Annotated in this window: 17 protein-coding genes; 6 read left to right on the top strand and 11 right to left on the bottom strand. The window is 71.7% G+C overall.

Annotation, left to right across the window (positions count from 1 at the left end):
- Positions 1–11: 11 nt before the first annotated feature.
- Both Pph01_RS12370 and Pph01_RS12365 read left to right on the top strand, forming a co-directional pair.
- Positions 12–1,160 (top strand): glycosyltransferase family 4 protein, encoded by a 1,149-nt coding sequence (locus Pph01_RS12370; RefSeq protein ID WP_204073194.1) that lies wholly within the window; start codon positions 12–14, stop codon positions 1,158–1,160.
- An 82-nt stretch (positions 1,161–1,242) separates the two neighbouring features.
- Complete coding sequence (locus Pph01_RS12365) at positions 1,243–2,730, top strand: FAD-dependent monooxygenase (RefSeq protein WP_204073193.1); 1,488 nt, start codon at positions 1,243–1,245, stop codon at positions 2,728–2,730.
- A gap of 40 nt (positions 2,731–2,770) precedes the next feature.
- Here Pph01_RS12365 and Pph01_RS12360 read toward each other — a convergent pair whose 3' ends face one another.
- From Pph01_RS12360 to Pph01_RS12340, 5 genes are read right to left on the bottom strand one after another with little or no spacing between them, the layout of a single operon-like run.
- Positions 2,771–3,748, bottom strand: a complete 978-nt coding sequence (locus Pph01_RS12360; RefSeq protein WP_204073192.1) for a lysylphosphatidylglycerol synthase transmembrane domain-containing protein — start codon at positions 3,746–3,748, stop codon at positions 2,771–2,773.
- A gap of 5 nt (positions 3,749–3,753) precedes the next feature.
- Positions 3,754–4,614 carry a class I SAM-dependent methyltransferase gene (locus Pph01_RS12355; RefSeq protein ID WP_204073191.1) on the bottom strand — a complete coding sequence of 287 codons (861 nt, stop codon included), beginning with the start codon at positions 4,612–4,614 and terminating at the stop codon, positions 3,754–3,756.
- Positions 4,611–5,699, bottom strand: coding sequence for a glycosyltransferase family 4 protein (locus Pph01_RS12350; protein ID WP_204073190.1), 1,089 nt, complete (start codon positions 5,697–5,699; stop codon positions 4,611–4,613). The genes Pph01_RS12355 and Pph01_RS12350 overlap by 4 nt, the downstream gene beginning before the upstream one ends.
- Positions 5,696–6,094, bottom strand: coding sequence for a 6-pyruvoyl trahydropterin synthase family protein (locus tag Pph01_RS12345; RefSeq protein ID WP_204073189.1), 399 nt, complete (start codon positions 6,092–6,094; stop codon positions 5,696–5,698). Before Pph01_RS12345 ends, Pph01_RS12350 begins: the two co-directional genes overlap by 4 nt.
- An 11-nt stretch (positions 6,095–6,105) precedes the next feature.
- A complete protein-coding gene (locus tag Pph01_RS12340; RefSeq protein ID WP_204073188.1) occupies positions 6,106–7,092 on the bottom strand; it encodes a zinc-dependent alcohol dehydrogenase in 987 nt (328 codons plus the stop codon).
- 160 nt (positions 7,093–7,252) lie between these two features.
- On the opposite strand from Pph01_RS12340, the gene Pph01_RS12335 reads away from it, so the two are divergent.
- Positions 7,253–7,939: a CDP-alcohol phosphatidyltransferase family protein gene (locus Pph01_RS12335; protein ID WP_204073187.1), complete on the top strand. Its 687-nt coding sequence runs from the start codon at positions 7,253–7,255 to the stop codon at positions 7,937–7,939.
- 12 nt (positions 7,940–7,951) lie between these two features.
- On the opposite strand, the gene Pph01_RS12330 is transcribed toward Pph01_RS12335, so the two are convergent.
- Positions 7,952–8,617 (bottom strand): helix-turn-helix domain-containing protein, encoded by a 666-nt coding sequence (locus tag Pph01_RS12330; RefSeq protein WP_204073186.1) that lies wholly within the window; start codon positions 8,615–8,617, stop codon positions 7,952–7,954.
- Between the two features lie 86 nt (positions 8,618–8,703).
- Between Pph01_RS12330 and Pph01_RS12325 the strand changes: the two genes are divergently transcribed.
- Complete coding sequence (locus Pph01_RS12325) at positions 8,704–9,597, top strand: aldo/keto reductase (protein WP_204073185.1); 894 nt, start codon at positions 8,704–8,706, stop codon at positions 9,595–9,597.
- Between the two features lie 46 nt (positions 9,598–9,643).
- On the opposite strand, the gene Pph01_RS12320 is transcribed toward Pph01_RS12325, so the two are convergent.
- The 4 genes from Pph01_RS12320 to Pph01_RS12305 form a co-directional block, all read right to left on the bottom strand.
- On the bottom strand, positions 9,644–10,708 hold the full coding sequence (locus Pph01_RS12320; RefSeq protein WP_239116638.1) for a glycerophosphodiester phosphodiesterase family protein: 1,065 nt from the start codon (positions 10,706–10,708) through the stop codon (positions 9,644–9,646).
- A 236-nt stretch (positions 10,709–10,944) separates the two neighbouring features.
- On the bottom strand, positions 10,945–12,114 hold the full coding sequence (locus Pph01_RS12315) for an alkaline phosphatase PhoX (protein WP_204073184.1): 1,170 nt from the start codon (positions 12,112–12,114) through the stop codon (positions 10,945–10,947).
- Between the two features lie 135 nt (positions 12,115–12,249).
- Entirely contained in the window at positions 12,250–12,624 is a 375-nt protein-coding gene (locus Pph01_RS12310; protein WP_239116637.1) for a hypothetical protein, read from the bottom strand.
- Positions 12,621–13,163, bottom strand: a complete 543-nt coding sequence (locus Pph01_RS12305; RefSeq protein WP_204073183.1) for a DUF4240 domain-containing protein — start codon at positions 13,161–13,163, stop codon at positions 12,621–12,623. Before Pph01_RS12305 ends, Pph01_RS12310 begins: the two co-directional genes overlap by 4 nt.
- A gap of 233 nt (positions 13,164–13,396) precedes the next feature.
- On the opposite strand from Pph01_RS12305, the gene Pph01_RS12300 reads away from it, so the two are divergent.
- Positions 13,397–15,415: a M14 family zinc carboxypeptidase gene (locus Pph01_RS12300; RefSeq protein ID WP_204073182.1), complete on the top strand. Its 2,019-nt coding sequence runs from the start codon at positions 13,397–13,399 to the stop codon at positions 15,413–15,415.
- 27 nt (positions 15,416–15,442) lie between these two features.
- Positions 15,443–15,820, top strand: coding sequence for a chitobiase/beta-hexosaminidase C-terminal domain-containing protein (locus Pph01_RS12295; protein WP_204073181.1), 378 nt, complete (start codon positions 15,443–15,445; stop codon positions 15,818–15,820).
- A 60-nt stretch (positions 15,821–15,880) separates the two neighbouring features.
- Here the strand turns inward: Pph01_RS12295 and Pph01_RS12290 are convergent, their stop codons facing one another.
- Complete coding sequence (locus Pph01_RS12290; RefSeq protein ID WP_204073180.1) at positions 15,881–17,272, bottom strand: pyridoxal phosphate-dependent decarboxylase family protein; 1,392 nt, start codon at positions 17,270–17,272, stop codon at positions 15,881–15,883.
- Positions 17,273–17,284: the final 12 nt, after the last annotated feature.

The following is a 17,284-nucleotide window of genomic DNA, read 5'->3' as shown; positions in this document are numbered from 1 at the left end:
GGGACGGTGCGATGAAGATCCGTTACATGCTCCTCCACGCCTACGGCATGGGGGGCACCATCCGCACGGTCCTCAACCAGGCCAACGCCATGGCCGCCGCCGGGCACGACGTCGAGGTGATCAGCACGGTACGGCGGCGCGACGAGCCGCAGTTCGAGATCGATTCCCGCGTCCGCGTCACCGCCCTGGCCGACCAGCGGGGCGGGGTGCGGCCCGACTCGGTGGGGCGCCGGGCCTGGCGCATGATGCGCGGCAGGATCGTCCCGGTCGGGGAGTTCAAGGCCGACTGGTTCACCGAGCGGGTGGAGCGGGCGGTCATCGACTACGTGTCGTCGCTGACGGACGGGATCCTGGTGACCACCCGGCCGGCCCTGAACCTCATCTCGGCCCGCCGCACCCCCGAGAGCGTCGTCCGCGTCGCCCAGGATCACATGAACCTGGACACCTACCCGGAGACCGTGCGCAGCGACATCGCCCGCTACTACGGCCGGCTCGACGCGGTCGTGACGCTGACGGCGAGCGACCGCGAGGACTACCGCAAGCTGCTGCCCGGCACCCGGGTCGAATGGGTGCCGAACGCCGTCGCCACTGTCGGCCGTGCGCCCACCCGGCAGGAGAACCCGCTCGTGGTCGCCGCGGGCAGGCTCGTCGGGCAGAAGGGCTTCGACCTGCTCATCCCGGCGTTCAAGCAGGTCGTGGCACGCAATCCGGAGTGGAATCTGCGGATCTTCGGCACCGGCCCGAAGAAGGCCGACCTCGCCAAGCTGATCGCCGAGCACGGCCTGGCCGGCAACGTCACGCTCATGGGCCGCAGCGACCGGCTCGACCAGGAGCTGGCCAAGGCCTCGATCTACGTGCTCAGCTCCCGGTTCGAGGGGCTGCCCATGGTGATGATCGAGTCGATGGCCCACGCGTTGCCGATCGTCGCCTTCGACTGCCCGACCGGCCCCGGCGACGTTCTCACGCACGATCACGACGGCCTGCTCGTCCCCGCCCGGGACGTCGACGCCCTGGCGGCCGGGGTGAACCGGCTCATCGCCGACCGGGAGCTCCGGGTCCGGATGGGCGCAGCGGCCGCCGCGACGGCCCTTGAATACTCGCCGCAGAAGGTCATGCCGTTGTGGGAGCGCATGTTCGCCGACCTCGCCGCAGCACGCTGACGGCACGTGTCGTTTGTCGGGTTTAGGGTATTTCGTCCCCCGGTAGTGGGTCTCTCAGCGAGATCCACCGGAAAGGGACGACATGGATGCCGTAACGGACGTGGTGGTCGTCGGGGCGGGTCCCACGGGGCTGCTCGTCGCGGGTGATCTCGCGGCCGCCGGTCTGTCCTGCGTCGTCCTCGAACGCCGACACGGCGAGTCGAACCTCAGCCGCGCCGCCGGCGTCCACGCGCGGACCCTCGAGCAACTGGACGCCCGCGACCTCGCGGACGACTTCGTGGCGGTGGGCCTTCCGATCGACACGCTGAGGGTGTTCGGGCAGGGGGTGCTGGACCTGTCCTGCCTGGCCACCCGCTTTCCGTATCTGCTGGCCGTCCCGCAGTTCATGACCGAGCGGCTGCTCACGAAGCGGGCACGGACGATGGGTGTCGAGTTCGTCCCGGGCGCGGAGGTGACCGGGCTCCGCCAGGACGCCGACGGAGTGGATCTCGACGTTCGTACACACGACGGCCGGGACTGCACGTGGCGGGCACGCTACGTGGTCGGCGCCGACGGCGCGCGGAGCGCGGTGCGGCACTCGCTCGGCCTGCCCTTCCCCGGCCTGTCCGTGGCGCGCTCGCTCCTGCTGTGCGACGTGCAGATGACCGACCCGCCCCCGAACGTGCTGACGGCGGACGCGGTCAAGGACGGGTTCGCCTTCGTGCTGCCCTTCGGCGACGGCTGGTACCGCGTGATCGTGTGGAGCAGACGCCGGCGTCGGGCGGACACGGCGCCGGTCGAGCTCGGTGAGATCCGCGACATCACGCGGCGCGTCCTCGGCAGCGACTTCGGCATGCACGATCCCCGCTGGATATCGCGGTTCAGCTGTGACGAGCGGCAGGTGCCCGCCTACCGCGTCGGACGGGTCTTCCTCGCCGGCGACGCCGCGCACGTGCACTCCCCGGCGGGCGGTCTCGGGATGAACACGGGCCTGCAGGACGCGGCCAACCTCGGCTGGAAGCTCGCCGCCGTGGTCAGGGACGGAGCGCCGGCGTGGTTGCTCGACACCTACAGCAGCGAGCGGCACCTGGCCGGCGAGATCGCCCTGCGCACCAGCGGCAGGCTCCTGCGCAGTGCGATGGCCCGTCCCCGGACGCTGCGTGCGGTCTGGCGGGTGCTCCTCCGGACGGCGACGGGCGTCCCGGCCTTCGCCCGCCGCATGGCGGAGACGATCTCGGGGATCGGCCTCGCCTACCCGGCCGCCGCGGGCGCCCATCCGCTCGTGGGCCGGCGGGCGCCGGACCTTCCACTGGCCGGTCCCGGGCCGAAGAGCGTGTACCAGGCGTTGCGCTGCAGGTGCTGGCTGCTGGTCGTGCCCCCGGGCTCGCGGGTCCCCGCGCAGGCGGCGGCAGGGTGGGAGGGCCGCGTGCGGGTCGTCACAGCGGGCGACGCCACCCGCACGCTCGTGCTCGTCCGGCCTGACGGCTACATCGCCTGGGCGGCCGCCGCGGGCTCCGAGTCGTCCGCCGACCTGATCCGCACGGCACTGGCGGAGTGGTGCGGCCCGCCGCCCACCCCGATCGCCCGCTGACCGGTTTCTCGGGGAGCCGAATGCCCGGCCCGCCGCGCGTTCACCGGACGGCGTGGCGGACCGTACCGGAAGGCCACGGCTCGCCGGGGCCGCGGGCCCGGCCGCCTCGGCGCAGGAACAGCACCACGGCGCCGGGAAGGGTCGAGACGAACGTGAGCACGCCGTACACCACCGCCGCGGTGAGCCCCTGAGCGGCTCCAAGACCCGTGACGCCGAACGCAAGAGTGGAGACGGCCTCCCTCGGGCCCCACCCCCCGATGTTCACAGGGAGGCCCATCGCGAGGAGCGTCAGGACCAGCGGCGGCAGCAACTGCAGGACCGTCGCGTGCGATCCCGCGGCGCGGGCGGCGACCAGGAAGAGGAGGAGGTGTCCCGCCACCGCCCCGGCCGACAGCAGCGCCACCCGCGGCCAGACGTCGCGGGCGAGCAGGGCGGCGCGCCCCTCCGCCCATCCCGCCGCCAGGGCGCGGTGCCAGGCACCGCCGCGCCGGGCGACGGTCCACACGCCGACGGCGAGGAGGACGGCCAGCAGGACCAGCGTCCCGGCCACCAGTGCGTCGCCCGGAGCGAGGCCGTGGGCCACGGCCGTGATCAGCGCGGGCTGGGTCAGCAGCACCGTCACCCCGACGACGACGAGGACCACCTGGCCGGCGAGGCGTTCGAACACGACGGCGCGGACGCCCCGGCCGACGTTCCCGGACGTGCGGCCGTGGCTGACCGCCCGGTGGACGTCGCCGAGCACGCCCGCGGGCAGCAGCACGTTGAGGAACAGCGCGCGGTAACAGTCCGCGACGGCCGTCGGCAGCGACAGCCGCAGGTCGAGACGGCGCGCCACGAGGCACCAGCGCCAGGCGCTGACCACGGTGGTCGCCAGGCCGATCACGAGGGCCGCGACCGCCGACCAGCCGTCGATCACGCGGAAGCCGTCAACGAAGGCACCCGTGCCGAGCCGCCACACGAGGATCCCCAGGATGCCCGCTCCGATGAGCGTCCGCAGCCAGGGCCAGAGCCTGCGCATCACTGTCACGCGGCGGCCTTCCGCGGGGGGAGCACGAGCAGGTCGGTGTGATGGAGGACGACCTCCAGTTCGCCCGCCTCACACGCCTGGAGCCGTCGCCGCAGGTAGGGCTCCGCCTGCGGGGTGAGGTCGGGCCGCTGCTCGCAGGCGGCGGCGACCCAGCCGCGCAGCCACTCCTCGGTCAGCGCGGCGGAGTCCGCGCCGAGCCGCCAGGGGCTGGGACGGCTGCGCACCACCGCCCCGCGATGCTCGAAGGCCTTGGTGGCGGCGTCGGGGGCGTCGGGGCCGAGCAGGCGGCGGCTGCCGGTCGTGCGCCGCTGGTGGGCGTTGAAGGCCCCGGTCACCTCGGCGTCGAGCGGCTCCGCGGGGGTCAGGTCGGCCCTCCCCGCGACGGACAGGGTGAGCAGGGCCGGACACCCCGCCTCCACACAGGCCGCGGCCAGATCGTCGACCTCGTCGAAGGTGAGCAGGTCGAGCAGCGCGGACGCGGTCACCAGCGACGTTCCGCTGAAATCCGCCGCGCGGAGGGCGGTGAGGTCGCCCTGTCGCGTCTCGGCCGTGACCGGGCCCCCGTCGGAGGCCGAGGGGGGCAGGCTCTCACCGGCGTGGACGAGCAGATCGGGGTCGCGATCACGGAGGATCCAGTGCTGCGGCCCGCGCAGCCGTCCGGCGAGCCATCGGGCCTGCGACCCGGTGCCGCAGCCGAGGTCCTGGATGACCAGCCGCTCCGGTGCGGTCTCCGCCAGGTAGTCCCGCAGCGGATCGAGCAGCTCCGGCGCCCTGGCGGCGGCGTCCGCGCTCTCGCGCAGGGCCAGCCAGCCCGGGGTGACTCGGACCGGCTCGTCGCCGGTCGGCGGCGTGCTCATCGCGTCTCTCCTCGTAGTCGTTCCAGCACGGCGCCCATGCCCCGTGCCGTCTCCTGCCACGGTTCCAGCCGGTCACGGCGATCGAGTGCCGAGAGCCGGAGCCGACGCCGCAGGCCGGGATCGCCGAACCAGCGGCGAAGCCCCGCCGCGATGGCCGCGGGGTCCTCCGGAGATACAAGGATTCCCGGCACGCCGCCATCGGAAGCCTGCCCGAGGGTCTCCGGGACGCCGCCCACGGCCGTGGCCAGCACCGGAATCCCGCGCGCCAGCGCCTCGGTCACGACCATGCCGTACGTCTCGGAGCGGGACGGGAGCACCACCAGGTCGGCGCGGGCGTACTCCACGGCCAGCCGCTCCGGCGGCAGGGGGCCGGCCAGCCGCACCCGGTCGCCGAGGCCGAGCCGCTCGATCAGCCGCCGCAGCCGCTCCGCATGCGCGGGATCCCGGCCCAGCGGCCCGACGATCTCGCAGTGCCACGGCGGTTCCGGGACGGCCACGAGGGCCTCCACGAGCAGGTCGTGGCCCTTGGTCGGGGTCACCGCGCCGACGCAGAGCAGCCGGGAGGCGCCGTCGGTGCCGGACGCCGCCGGCGCGCGGTCGGCGCCGGGGGAGACCACGTGGACCCGCTCCCCCGCCAGCCCGTGGTGGCCGACCAGCCGGTTCGCCGTCCACGGACTGGTCGCCACGACGGCTCCCGCGGCCTGAAGGGTCGCCCGCTCGCGCGCGTCCAGGTCGGCCGCCACCCCGGGCTCCGGCCCGATCTCGTCGCCCAGTGGCAGGTGGACCAGGACCGCCAGGCGCAGCCGCCGGGCCTGGGGGACGACGACATCGGGCACCCCGCACGCGACGAGCCCGTCGAGGAGGACGACCGCGTCGTCGGGCACCTCGGCGAGTGATCGGGCGAGCGCGGCCCGGGCGTCGCCGTCCGGCCTCGGCCAGGCGCCCGGCACGGCGATCTCGTGGACCGGTAGGCCGGCGGCCACGAGTCCCCCGCACACGCGGCGGTCGTAGACGTTGCCGCCGCTCGGCGCGGCCGCGTCGTCGACGTCACCGGGCAGGACGGCGAACACGCCGGCCGTGCTCACAGGGTGCGCTCGTAACTCGCCCACGCGACGTGCGACTCGTGCAGGGCGACCGCGATCCCGGAGAGCCCGCGGGCCCCCTCGCCGAGCGCGCCCGCGTGGACCCGGTCGGCGAGCCGGTCGGCGATGACCTTGGCCAGGTACTCGGTCGAGGTGTTGATCCCGGCGAAGGCGGGCTCGTCGTCGAGGTTGCGATAGTTGAGCTCGGCGAGCACGCCGCCGAGCTCCTGCGTGGCCAGCCCGATGTCGACGACGATGTTGTCGGCGTCGAGCTCCGCGCGGCGGAACGTCGCGTCGACCACGAACGTCGCCCCGTGCAGGCGCTGCGCGGGGCCGAAGACCTCGCCGCGGAAACTGTGGGCGATCATGACGTGGTCGCGAACGGTGATGCTGAACAAGGTGGAGCCTTTCAGGACTCGGCGGGGTCGTAGACGATTCGGTGACACAGAGCGGAAAGATCGTCGCCGGCGAGACGGGCCATCGCCTTGGGCAGGTCCTCGAACCCGCTCTCACCGGTGATCAGCGCGTCGAACACGGGATCGGCGAGCAGCGTCAGCGCCAGCGACAGCCGGTCGGAAAAGCTCCGGCGAGCGCGCCGGGCCGGGGACACCATGCCCACCTGGCTGCTGCGGACGGTCAGACGGCGGGAGTGGAAGAACTCGCCCAGGGGCAGGCCGACCCTCCGGTCGCCGTACCAGCTGAGCTCGATGACCGTTCCCTCGGGCGCGAGCAACTCGAGTGAACGCGCCAGCCCCGCCTCGGTGGCGCTGGCGTGGATCACGAGGTCGCAACCCTCCTCGGCCTCCCCGGGCGACGCGAAGCCGACGCCGAGCGCCTCGGCGACGCCTGCCCGCGCAGGGTTCACGTCGACCAGTTGGACCCTGACACCGGGGAAGCCGGCGAGCACACCCGCCACGGCGCAGCCGACCATTCCGGCCCCGACGACGGCGATCCGGTCGCCGACCAGCGGCGCCGCGTCCCACAGGGCGTTCACCGCGGTCTCGACGGTCCCGGCGAGCACGGCCCGCTCCGGGGGCACGCCGTCCGGCACGGGGACGACCGCGCCGGCGGGGACCACGTAGCGGGTCTGGTGGGGGTAGAGGCAGAAGACCGGGCGGCCGAGCAGATCAGGCGGCCCGTGCTCCACGACCCCGACGTTGAGGTACCCGTACTTCACGGGCCAGGGGAAGTCGCCCTCCTGGAACGGCGCCCTCATCACGTCGTACTGGTTCTCCGGCACCCCGCCGCGCCAGACCAGGGTCTCGGTGCCGCGGCTCACCCCCGAGCAGAGCGTACGGACCTGCACCTCGCCTGGGCCGGGCTCCGGCAGGGCGACCGGTCTGATCTCGCCCTCCCCGGGAGACGTGAACCAGAAGGCACGTGCCGTACGTATCACCGAGCATCTCCTCAACAGGTGGATAGATGGTGCATATGGGTACTAATTGGTACAGGGGTTCCGAATGACGGCACCGTCCGCACGAACTACTCAAACAACACGTGCACAGTTCGGCGCGGGTTCAATCCACTGGGAACAGGCCGCTGGAGCGGGCGTCCAGATGGGCCTGCTGTGCCTGCTGAACGCCCTCGTGGGCCTGAGCTCGGCGAGTGTGGCGGCCGGGGTCGTCTACACGGCCGGCCTGTGGGCGTTCCTCGCCGTCGCCGCTCGGCGGTCGGGAACCCGCTCACTGGGCCCGGCCGATCATGTCACGCTGGCTCGCGCCCTGCTCGTCGGGGGTGTGACGGCGCTCGTGGCGGTCCTGGTGATGACGGACCACCCGGCCCGGGGCCTGCCGCTGGTGATTCTCGTCACACTCGCGACGGTGGCCCTGATCCTGGACGCGGTCGACGGTCAGGTCGCCAGGCGCACCGGCACGGTCTCCAAACTGGGCGCGCGCTTCGACATGGAGGTCGACGCCTTCCTGATCCTGGTGCTCAGCGTCCACGTCGCGGGCTCCCTGGGTGCGTGGGTCCTGGTCATCGGCGCCATGCGGTACGCCTTCGTCGTGGCCGGCTGGACGATGCCGTGGCTGCGGGGGGCGTTGCCGCCGAGCTTCGCCCGGAAGGTCGTGGCGGCGACGCAGGGGATCGTGCTCGTCGTGGCCGCCTCGGGCGTGTTGCCGTACCCGGTCGTGGCGGTCGCGGTGGGAGCGGCGCTGGCGTCCCTGGTGTGGTCCTTTGGCCGCGACGTCGTCTGGCTGTGGCGCAACCGCCCCGCGCGGACGCAGGTCGCGTCGATGAGCTAGCCGGTGAGGTCGCTAACCGGTGAGACCGAGTTCGCCCGCGCGGAACCCGGCCTGGAACCGGGAGTCGGCCTCCAGCGTGGCCATGAGCTCGGCGACCCGTCTGCGGTAGGTGCGCAGGGACAGGCCGAGGCGCCGGGCCGCCGTCTCGTCGGTGTATCCGGCGCCCAGAGCGCGCAGGACCGCCCGGTCGTCGTCGTCGAGGTGGGGCCGGTCGCCGGAGAGATAGGCGGCCAGGTCGGCGGCGCTGTCCCACGCGGCGCGGAAGAGGGCGTGCACACCGCCGACGAGCGCGGGCGAGGTGGTGACGGTGAACTCGCGCGGGCCCGGAGCGTCGGGGCCCGCGAGGATCATCACCCGCCCGTCGATGATGATCGTCTCGTGGGGGAGCGGCGCCGAGCTGATCCGCACCCGGCCGCCCGCGGCCGTGACCTGGTCCAGGTGCCGCCGTGACGCCTCGTCGGCGAGGGCGGCCGGGGTGAGCAGCTTGCGCACCACGAAGCCGGCCGTGCCGTTCGCGTGCATCCGGCCGCTGATCGCCTGCCGCGCCTCGGGCTGCGACCACGTGTTCAGGTCGCGCGCCGCGCACACGAACTCGTGCCGGGCGCCGGTGAAGAGGTGACCCGCGCGAGCGACGAGTTCCGCGTCGCCGCGTACGGTGATGACCTGGTCGGGAGTCATTCGTCCATTATGAGCGGACCGGCTGAGGTGGCAGCTTGTTGCCATCGCGTGGCCCCGCCTCCCACCGGAGGGGGAATCTTGCCTGCATGACGACGAACGGATATTCAGACCCGATTTCCCCCGCCGCGCTCACGGGGGACTTCCGCCTCGGCGGAGACCTGCCGGTTCACCGGCTCGGTTTCGGCGCGATGCGACTGCCGACCGGCACCTTCGCGGGCCCCGCCCGCGACCCGGAGACCGGTGTCGCGGTCCTGCGCCGCGCGGTCGAACTGGGCGTGAACCACATCGACACGGCCTGGTTCTACCGCCGGGGCGGCGTGGCGGCCAACGACCTGATCCGTACGGCGCTCGCGCCGTACGGGGACGGGCTTGTGATCGCGACGAAGGTGGGGCCGCTGCTCGGCCCGGAGGGAGTGCCGAGCGGTGAGGCCGGCCCTGCGCAACTGCGCGAGCTCGTGGAGGACAACCTGCGCAGCCTCGGCGTGGACCGGCTCGACCTGGTCTACCTGCGTGTGGGGGGCCTGAACGCCCCCGGTGGAGTGCCGATCTCCGACCGGTTCGCGGCCCTGGCCGAGTTGCGCGAGGAAGGGCTGATCAGGCACCTCGGCGTGAGCAACGTCGACTCCGCCCAGCTGGCCGAGGCGCAGCGGATCGCGCCGGTGGCGGCCGTGCAGAACAGCTTCCATGTGCAGGACCGGGGCGACGCCGAGGTCCTGGACCGATGTGAGGAGGCCGGGATCGCCTTCGTGCCCTTCTTCCCGCTCGGAGGCGGTCGGCGGCCGATCGACGCGGCCCGTCTCGCCGGCGTCATGGACCGCCACCGGGCCACGATGCCGCAGGTCGCGCTCGCATGGCTGCTGGCGAGCTCACCCGTGATGCTCGCGATCCCCGGCACCGGCTCCCTCGACCACCTCGAGGAGAACATGGCCGCCGGGCGGATCCGCCTGACACCCGACGACCTGGCCGCGCTCGACGCGTGACGCCGGGTGCCCACGCAGGCGGAGGCCTGCGTGGGCGCGCCGGGGGTCAGCCTCGAGGGCCCCGGTACTGCCGGGGCAGCGAGAAGCCCCTGTCGGCGATCACCGCGCGCAGACGGTCGGGGTAGTCGGTGATGAGGCCGTCGACGCCGTCGTCGATGAGCTTGTTCATGGTGGGCTCGTCGTCGACGGTCCAGGGGATCACCTTCAGGCCGAGCCGGTGGGCCTCGTCGACCATGGCCTTCGTCACGTAGGGGCGGTAGCCGGGGTCGGTCACCTTCCCGTTCTGCGGGAACCCGTGGACGGGGGAGAAGGCCTCGGCGCCGAACGACTTGACCGCCTTCAGCGGGTCGCCGCCGAAGGCGTCGATGTCGATGCTGCCCAGCCACGGTGACGCGCCCGGCTGGCCGGTCTGGAGGAAGTCGTAGTTGGTGAGAGCCACCAGCGGAAGCCGCGGTTCGACCTTCCGCATGCGCATGAGCGAGCCCCAGTCGAAGCTCTGGATCGTGACCTGCTTGAGCATGTGGGCGCGGCGGATCTCCCGCACGGCGACCTGGACGAACTGCTCACGCGGCGCGGTCTCCGACGGCGCGCCCGCCTCGACCTTGGTCTCGACGTTCAGCGTCACGTCGTGCGCGTGGAACCGCTTGACCAGGTCGAACACCTCGCTCAGCAGCGGCATCCGGGCACCGGGAGCGGGCCGCTGCCCGGGGAAGTCGGGCAGCGTCTTCGACCCGCAGTCCAGGGTTCTGACCTGGGCGAGGGTGAGCGTGTTCACGTACTTGCCGACGTAGGGATACTCGGCGTCGCCGGGGAACGCAGGGCCGGTGTCCTGGCACTTGCGGCCGTCGATCCTGCGGTCATGGGTGACGACGGCCTTGCCGTCCTCGGTGATCTGGATGTCCAGTTCCAGCGTGCTGACGCCGACGCGCAGCCCGTTGGCGAAGGAGTCGAGGGTGCTCTCCACGACGAGGCCGAGGCCGCCGCGGTGGGCCTGCAGGTCGAAATCCTCGCGGTGGTGCTTTCCCGGCGAGGTCGCGAGCGCCGGGCCTGCGAGGGCCACTACGGTCGCTCCGGCCAATAAGGCCGCGGCGGTGATGCGGAGCCTGTTCACGTGCGTCTCCTGGTCCGTGTGCGGAAGGGGGCCTGCCCCGGACGGTGTGGCGCGGGAGTCGATTCAGACTGCTGGTGCGGCGCGGCGGCCCGGTTCTTCGCGAGACCCGGGCCGGCGCGGCCACGTTCCCAACCTGCCGATGATCCGTGACACCTGGGGAAACGTCCGGGGAAGGCGCGACCACCTTCTTGTTCACGTCCGGGACGGCTCCCGCCCGCGTCGGCTCACGGACGTGGTCAGGCCTGGGAGCGGAAGGGGCCGGTCACCTCGTAGGTGATGCCGCCACTGCCGGTGGAGGAGCCCGAGGTGCCGCGCTGGGAGGAGAAGTAGAGCCGCCTGCCGTCCGGGGAGAACGCGGGGCCGGTGATCTCCGAGGAGGACTGGCCCAGGATCCGCAGGAACGGCGCCACGACCCCCTCGGGGGTGATGACGTTGATCTCCATGTTCCCGCCGTCCTCGGCGACGAACAGGTCGCGGCTGGTGGGGGCGCCGGTGATGTTGTCCACCCCGGTGAGAGGTGCGGACCCGCCGGTCACCAGCGAGTCGTCGTAGGCCAGGTCGAGCACGGAGCCGACCGCGTCGTAGCTCCACACCCGGTTGTCGCCCTTCGTGGTGAAGTAGCAGACGCCGTTCTCGTACCAGCAGCCCTCGCCGCCGTCGAAGTGCTTGGCGGCGCCGACCTGACGTCGCGTGGCGACGGGGAAGCCGTCGCGGTCGGGAATGTCCTGCCAGGTGACCGGGCCCGTGATCTGGCCGGAGGGCGCGCAGAGCACCTGGAGTCGCCCGGTGCGGAGGTCACCCCACGTGTCGGGGATGAACCGGTAGAAGCAGCCGTCCTCCTCGTCCTCGGTGAGGTACACCACCTGGCGCACCGGGTCGCAGGCCGCCGCCTCATGCTTGAAGCGGCCCATCCGGGTGCGCTCCTCGCCGCTCCGGCCGCCGCCGGGCCAGGTCTCGAAGACCCGGCCGAGGGCGATCTCCTCGCAGGACAGCCAGGTGCCCCACGGGGTGGCTCCGCCCGCGCAGTTGAGGTTCGTCTCCGACAGGATCCGGTAGGCCGACTGGATGGTGCCGTCGGCCGAGAAGCGGACCGCCGACGCGCCGCCGACCAGCGGGATCTCGGAGTTGGACACGTAGATCCATCCGTTGCCGTCGGGGAAGCAGGCCCCGCCGTCCGGCGCCCAGTGCCAGGTGTAGCCGGCCACCTGCCGCCCAGAACGGGCGATCACCCGGCTGGTGAACCCCGACGGGAGCTGGATGCCGTCGCCGTCGGCGGCCAGCAGGTCTCCGTACGGGCTCGGCCCGGGCTGGGCGACGGCGCCGAAGGCCTCACCCCACAACGCTCCGGAGAACGCCGCTCCTCCCACTCCGACGACGGCAGCTCGAAGCACGGTCCTTCGGTCCACGTCCACCTCCGGGTTGACGATCAAGAGTCATCAGCCGGAACGTAGATCGGTCAAACGACCTGTGTCACGCAACAGCGTGAACATGCGATGTCGTGTCGGCGGCGCCACCCGAATGCCCTGTCCCGGGGGCGGCGGTCAGAGGTCTGGCCAGGTGTGCGGCTCGATGTAATTGTGAACTCCGCGGAAGAACCAGTCGGCGAGGTCGTCGAGCCGTTCCAGGCACGCGTCGTAGTACTCGTCGGGCTTCGGCCGCGGGAAGTGCGGATGGGAGGTCCAGCCTCTTACGAAGTGTGAAACCTCGTAGAAGCCCTCGGCGATCCAGCGGTCCAGCCGGTCACGCCCCTGGAACAGCTCGCAGGTCGCGCGCATCGCCTGTTCCAGTCGGCTGAAGGCGTCCTTGTCCCATTCGAGCTGACTGCCCCGCAGCTTCAGCAGGAACGTGTCGTCGTCGGCGTCGAACTCCCGGCGAAGCGTCGTCAGCACATCGCGGGCCGGCGCGGGCCCGGTCACCCGTAGTAGAGGGCCGTCAGACGGGGGAGGCGGCGCCGCATCTCGTCCTCGTCGTCGAAGTCGAAGTCCCAGTCCGGATCGAGCCGGGGATGACGGATCGTGAACGCCCCGTCGGGCAGTTCCTCGCCGGTGACGGCCAGATGGGCGTTCCACGCCACGCCGAGGACGTCGGCACCCTCGATGTCCTCCTCCCGTGCGTGGGCGCGCTCGACGGCGGGCAGGCCGGCGAGGGAATCGGGGTCCGCGACCGCCTGGCCGTACACCTCCTCGCCCTGGGCGACGAGCCAGCCGCGGAAGTAGTCGAAGCCGTCGTCGGAGGCCCCGCCGTTGATCACGTATGCCGCCGCCCACAGGTCGGCCCGATAGGAGGCGGTGAGCAGGTCCCACAGGGGCTGCGCGAAGGCGACGATCTCGGCGGGTGTTCGCCGGGACAGTAGGCCGACCATCCGCCCGGCCACCGCGTCGGCATCGCCGCGCGCCTCCTCGTCGAGCCCCGATCGCGCCTCGTCGACGAGACGCCACACGTCTTCGGTATTCATGCTCGCTGAGCGTAGCGGTCGTGAATTACCCGGAAAGCATTCCTTTATCGCGAAATTTGACCATGGTCCATAAGTTCTAGATAAAGATTCTGTTACATTACCGGACGCACCAAATATGGATATTGGGACCCTTGACGATTATTCTCCGCTTAGCGAAGATCATGACAATTGTGCACATTCTGCCGGGATAACCCCCTCCCCGGGAAACCGTGTGCCAACTGGAGGAATCTGTCATGGGGCGTTCCATCAATGGCAGGGTTGGCCGCGTAGCGGTCGTACTCGCCCTGCCCATTGCCCTCACCCTCACTCTCAGTCCGAACCCGGTTCTCGCCGATCCCTCTCCGCAGGCCGGCCAGGTCGTGCCGGATCGGCAGCCCAGCACCGACCAGAACGGTGTGGCGCTGCTCCGCATCGTCGTCCCCGACCAGGACGCGGTCGACCGGCTCAACTCCATGGGCGTGGACCTGGCCGAATACAAGAAGCCGCTGGACAACGGCATCGAGGTCCACGCGGTGCTCAGCCCGCAGGAGGCACAGGACCTTCGCGACCAGGGCTTCGACGTCCGGGGCGCGATCTCCGACCAGTCGGACTACGCGCAGAACCAGGCCGAGCGGAAGTCCGCGATGAAGTCGGCCGCGGCGGCGGCCGTTGAGACCGACACCCTGACCCCGCTGCGCGCCGAATGGTTCACCAGCCTCGACGACCAGCGCTTCCTCTCGGTGGAGGTCAAGTCGAGCGCCACGGACGCCGAGACGGTGCTCACGGCGACCTGGGACAGCGGCCCGAAGACCGCCCCCGACTCCGGCGGCACGGCGACGATGTCGCGCTTCACCGACGCCGGTCAGTACATGTACCACCGGTTCAGCGCACCGCTGGCGATCACCGCCGCGCCCACCAAGGTGACCATCACCAGCAGTCGCGGGGGCTCGGTCACCGTGCCGGTGAACAAGTGGCTCGGTGAGAAGCGCAAACCGCCGAGCAAGCACTACGTCGAGGACTTCGTCGACCACTACATGGATCCCACCGAGGTCACAGGTCGCATCAGCTCGCTGGCCCGGCAGTTCCCGAAGATCTCGGAGATCATCGACCTGCCGAACAAGACGAACGGCTACCGCCGCGCCGCTCAGGCGCAGTTCGGGACTGCCGCCGCGAGCACCCTATACGTGACCTCCAAGGCGTACGGAAGTGAGGGCGGCAACGACATCGGCGTGACGCTGACGCAGCCGGCCACCGCCTCCGCCCCGCTGTCCGTCGCGGTCGCCGGCAAGAACGTCACGGTCAACCTGGCCACCGACGCCTCCGGTGCGATCAGCAGCACCGCCCGTCAGGTGGTGGACGCGCTCAACGCCGACACGGCCGCCGCGGCGCTGCTGACGGCGTCGACCTACCGCGGCAACGTAGGCGCGGGCCTGGTGGCCGCCGCTCCGGCGACGAAGCTGACCGACAACCTCAAGGCGCCGGCGAGCATCTCGCGGGATCCGTTCCAGATGAAGGTGTTGCGCATCGGCAAGAAGCGCGACGGCTCGAAGGTCGGAGTGTTCCTCTACTGCCAGGAGCACGCCCGTGAATGGGTGACGCCGCTGACCTGTGTGGAGACCGCCGAGCGCCTGCTGCGCAACTACGACCGCGACCCGGCGACGAGGAAGCTGGTCGACAACCTCGACATCTTCATCATGCCGACGGTCAACCCCGACGGCGGGACGTACAGCTTCTACGACTACAACATGCAGCGCAAGAACATGACCAACTACTGCGCGGGCACCAACTCCGGGGACCCGGCGTCCCGCAACTCGTGGGGCGTCGACCTGAACCGCAACTTCACCGTCGGCTCGTTCTTCGACGGGTACAGCGGCGCCTCGTCAAGCTGCACCAGCGGCACGTTCGCCGGTCCGTCCGAGCTGTCGGAGCCGGAGGCGCGCAACGAGGTGTGGTTGACCCACCAGTACCCGAACATCAAGTTCGCGATGAACACGCACTCCTACGGCGGCTACTTCATGTGGCCTCCGGGCGCCTACAAGACGGCCGGCCGTGAGCTGCTGCCGCGGGTCGACTTCGGCACGGAGAACTACTTCTGGGACGCCTCCACTCACATCCTGTCGGCGGTGCAGGCGTGGCGCGGCACGGGCATCTGGCCCGGCCAGACCGGTCCGGTCCCGGACGTTCTGTACTCGGCGGCGGGCAACAGCGCCGACGAGCACTGGTTCAACCGCGGCATCATCGGCTGGGACTTCGAGGTGGGCGCGGACGTCTAAAACGCCACCACCAAGCAGTTCGAGCCGGTGGGCTTCCAGCCGGACTTCGCCGAAGGCCACGAGGAGGCGATGGAGTTCGCCAACGGCCAGATCGCCATCCTCGAGGTCGCCCGGTCCTTCTCCGACGACAACGACCGGCCGAAGTCCAAGCTCGAGGTGACCGGCCGCACCGACTCCTCGGCCACGTTCACCTTCACGCTGGACGAGCCGGCCAACGTGTACTACACGCTGGACGGCAGCCGGCCGACGCTGAACTCGCCCAGGCTCGCCGCGGCGGGAATGCGTGAGGGCGCGCAGCAGATCACCGTCGACAAGACCACCGAGGTCCGCTGGTTCGCCGTGGACATCGCGGGCAACACCGAGGGCAACCGCAAGGAGACGGTCAAGGTCCGCGACGTCCGCTGACCCCACTCCGTTCTGATGTTCCGCACGGCCGCCGGTCCTCCGACCGGCGGCCGTCTCGGTTCACCGGGCGCAGCGGAGGATGGCCTCGACCGAGCGGTCCACGTCGTCCTCGTCGGTCGACCAGTTCGAGACCGATATCCGCATGGCGGCCCGGCCCTCCCAGGTCGTCCCGCTCATCCAGCAGGTTCCGTCCCGCTGGACGCGTTCCACCACCGCGCGCGTGTGACCGTCGTGGTCGCCGTCGGCGGACAGGAAGCGCACCAGCACCTGGTTGAGGGACACGTCGTTGAGCACCTCCACGCCGTCGTCGGCTGCCAGCCGCTCGGCGAACCGGCCGGCCAGCGCGCAGCACCGCTCCACCAGGTCGGCGACGCCGGTGCGCCCGAGCGACCGAAGGGCGGCGTACACGGCGAACCCGCGGGCGCGGCGGGAGAAGTCGGGCGTGTAGTCGAGCGCGTCGCGTTCCCCGTCGGCGCCGTGGATGAGATAGCCGGCCCGTACGCCCATCGCGGCCTGGTGCGCCTCCGGATGCGCGCAGAAGACCAGGCCGGAGTCATAGGGCACGTTGAGCCACTTGTGCGCGTCGGTGGCCCACGAGTCGGCCTGCTCGACGCCCGCCGTGAGGTGGCGCAGCCGCGGGGCGGCCGCGGCCCACAGCCCGAACGCGCCGTCGACGTGCACCCAGGCCCCCGCTTCGTGGGCGACGGCGCAGACGTCCCCGATGGGGTCGAACGCGCCCGTGTTGACGCCGCCGGCCTGGGCGCAGACGATCGCCGGGCCTTCGCCGCCGGCGAGCGCCTCGGCGAGCGCGCCGGGAAGCATCCGCCCCTGGGCGTCCGTCTCGACCGGGACGAGCGCGTTGCGGCCCAGCCCGAGGAATCGCAGGGCGCGGTCGATGGTGCTGTGCCGATGCCGGCCCGCGAGCACACGCAGGCGAGGCGCCCCGGCCAGCCCGTCGGCCTCGACGTCCCAGCCCGCCCGGCGCAACATCTCGTGCCGGGCGGCGGCCAGCGCGGTGAAATTGGCCATCTGGCCGCCGGTGACGAACCCCACCGAGGTCTGATCGGGCAGCCCGAACAGCCGAACCAGCCACTCCCCGGCCACCTCCTCCACCGCGGAGGCGGCCGGGGCGAGCGCGGCCATGCAGGCGTTCTGGTCCCATGTGGTGGCGAGCCAGTCCGCGGCCAGCGCCGCGGGGTGCGCGCCGCCGACGACGAATCCGAAGAAGCGGCCGCTCGGCGTGTTCACCAGACCGGGTTCGGCCGCCAGGGCCAGGTCCGCGACCACGCCGCGAGCGTCCTGCGGCCCCTCGGGTAACGGCCCGCCGAGCGCCGCCAGCAGATCGGCCCGGTTCGCCGTGCTGCCCACCGGCCGGTCGGGCAGGGCCGTCAGATAGCCCAATGACCTTTCGTACGCCTCGGTCAGGGGTGCGGCCCAGTCCGGCTTCTCCACCACGTCCTCCTC

The organism is Planotetraspora phitsanulokensis (genome assembly GCF_016863295.1).
Taxonomy (GTDB): domain Bacteria; phylum Actinomycetota; class Actinomycetes; order Streptosporangiales; family Streptosporangiaceae; genus Planotetraspora; species Planotetraspora phitsanulokensis.
This window is presented reverse-complemented; position numbering and strand designations above follow the sequence as displayed.

Bases quoted from the DNA above. Each gene is read 5' to 3' on its own strand.
- Pph01_RS12370 (WP_204073194.1), top strand. From the start codon at position 12: ATGAAGATCCGTTACATGCTCCTCCACGCCTACGGCATGGGGGGCACC.
- Pph01_RS12365 (WP_204073193.1), top strand. From the start codon at position 1,243: ATGGATGCCGTAACGGACGTGGTGGTCGTCGGGGCGGGTCCCACGGGG.
- Pph01_RS12360 (WP_204073192.1), bottom strand. From the start codon at position 3,748: ATGCGCAGGCTCTGGCCCTGGCTGCGGACGCTCATCGGAGCGGGCATC.
- Pph01_RS12355 (WP_204073191.1), bottom strand. From the start codon at position 4,614: ATGAGCACGCCGCCGACCGGCGACGAGCCGGTCCGAGTCACCCCGGGC.
- Pph01_RS12335 (WP_204073187.1), top strand. From the start codon at position 7,253: ATGGGCCTGCTGTGCCTGCTGAACGCCCTCGTGGGCCTGAGCTCGGCG.
- Pph01_RS12330 (WP_204073186.1), bottom strand. From the start codon at position 8,617: ATGACTCCCGACCAGGTCATCACCGTACGCGGCGACGCGGAACTCGTC.
- Pph01_RS12325 (WP_204073185.1), top strand. From the start codon at position 8,704: ATGACGACGAACGGATATTCAGACCCGATTTCCCCCGCCGCGCTCACG.
- Pph01_RS12305 (WP_204073183.1), bottom strand. From the start codon at position 13,163: ATGAATACCGAAGACGTGTGGCGTCTCGTCGACGAGGCGCGATCGGGG.
- Pph01_RS12300 (WP_204073182.1), top strand. From the start codon at position 13,397: ATGGGGCGTTCCATCAATGGCAGGGTTGGCCGCGTAGCGGTCGTACTC.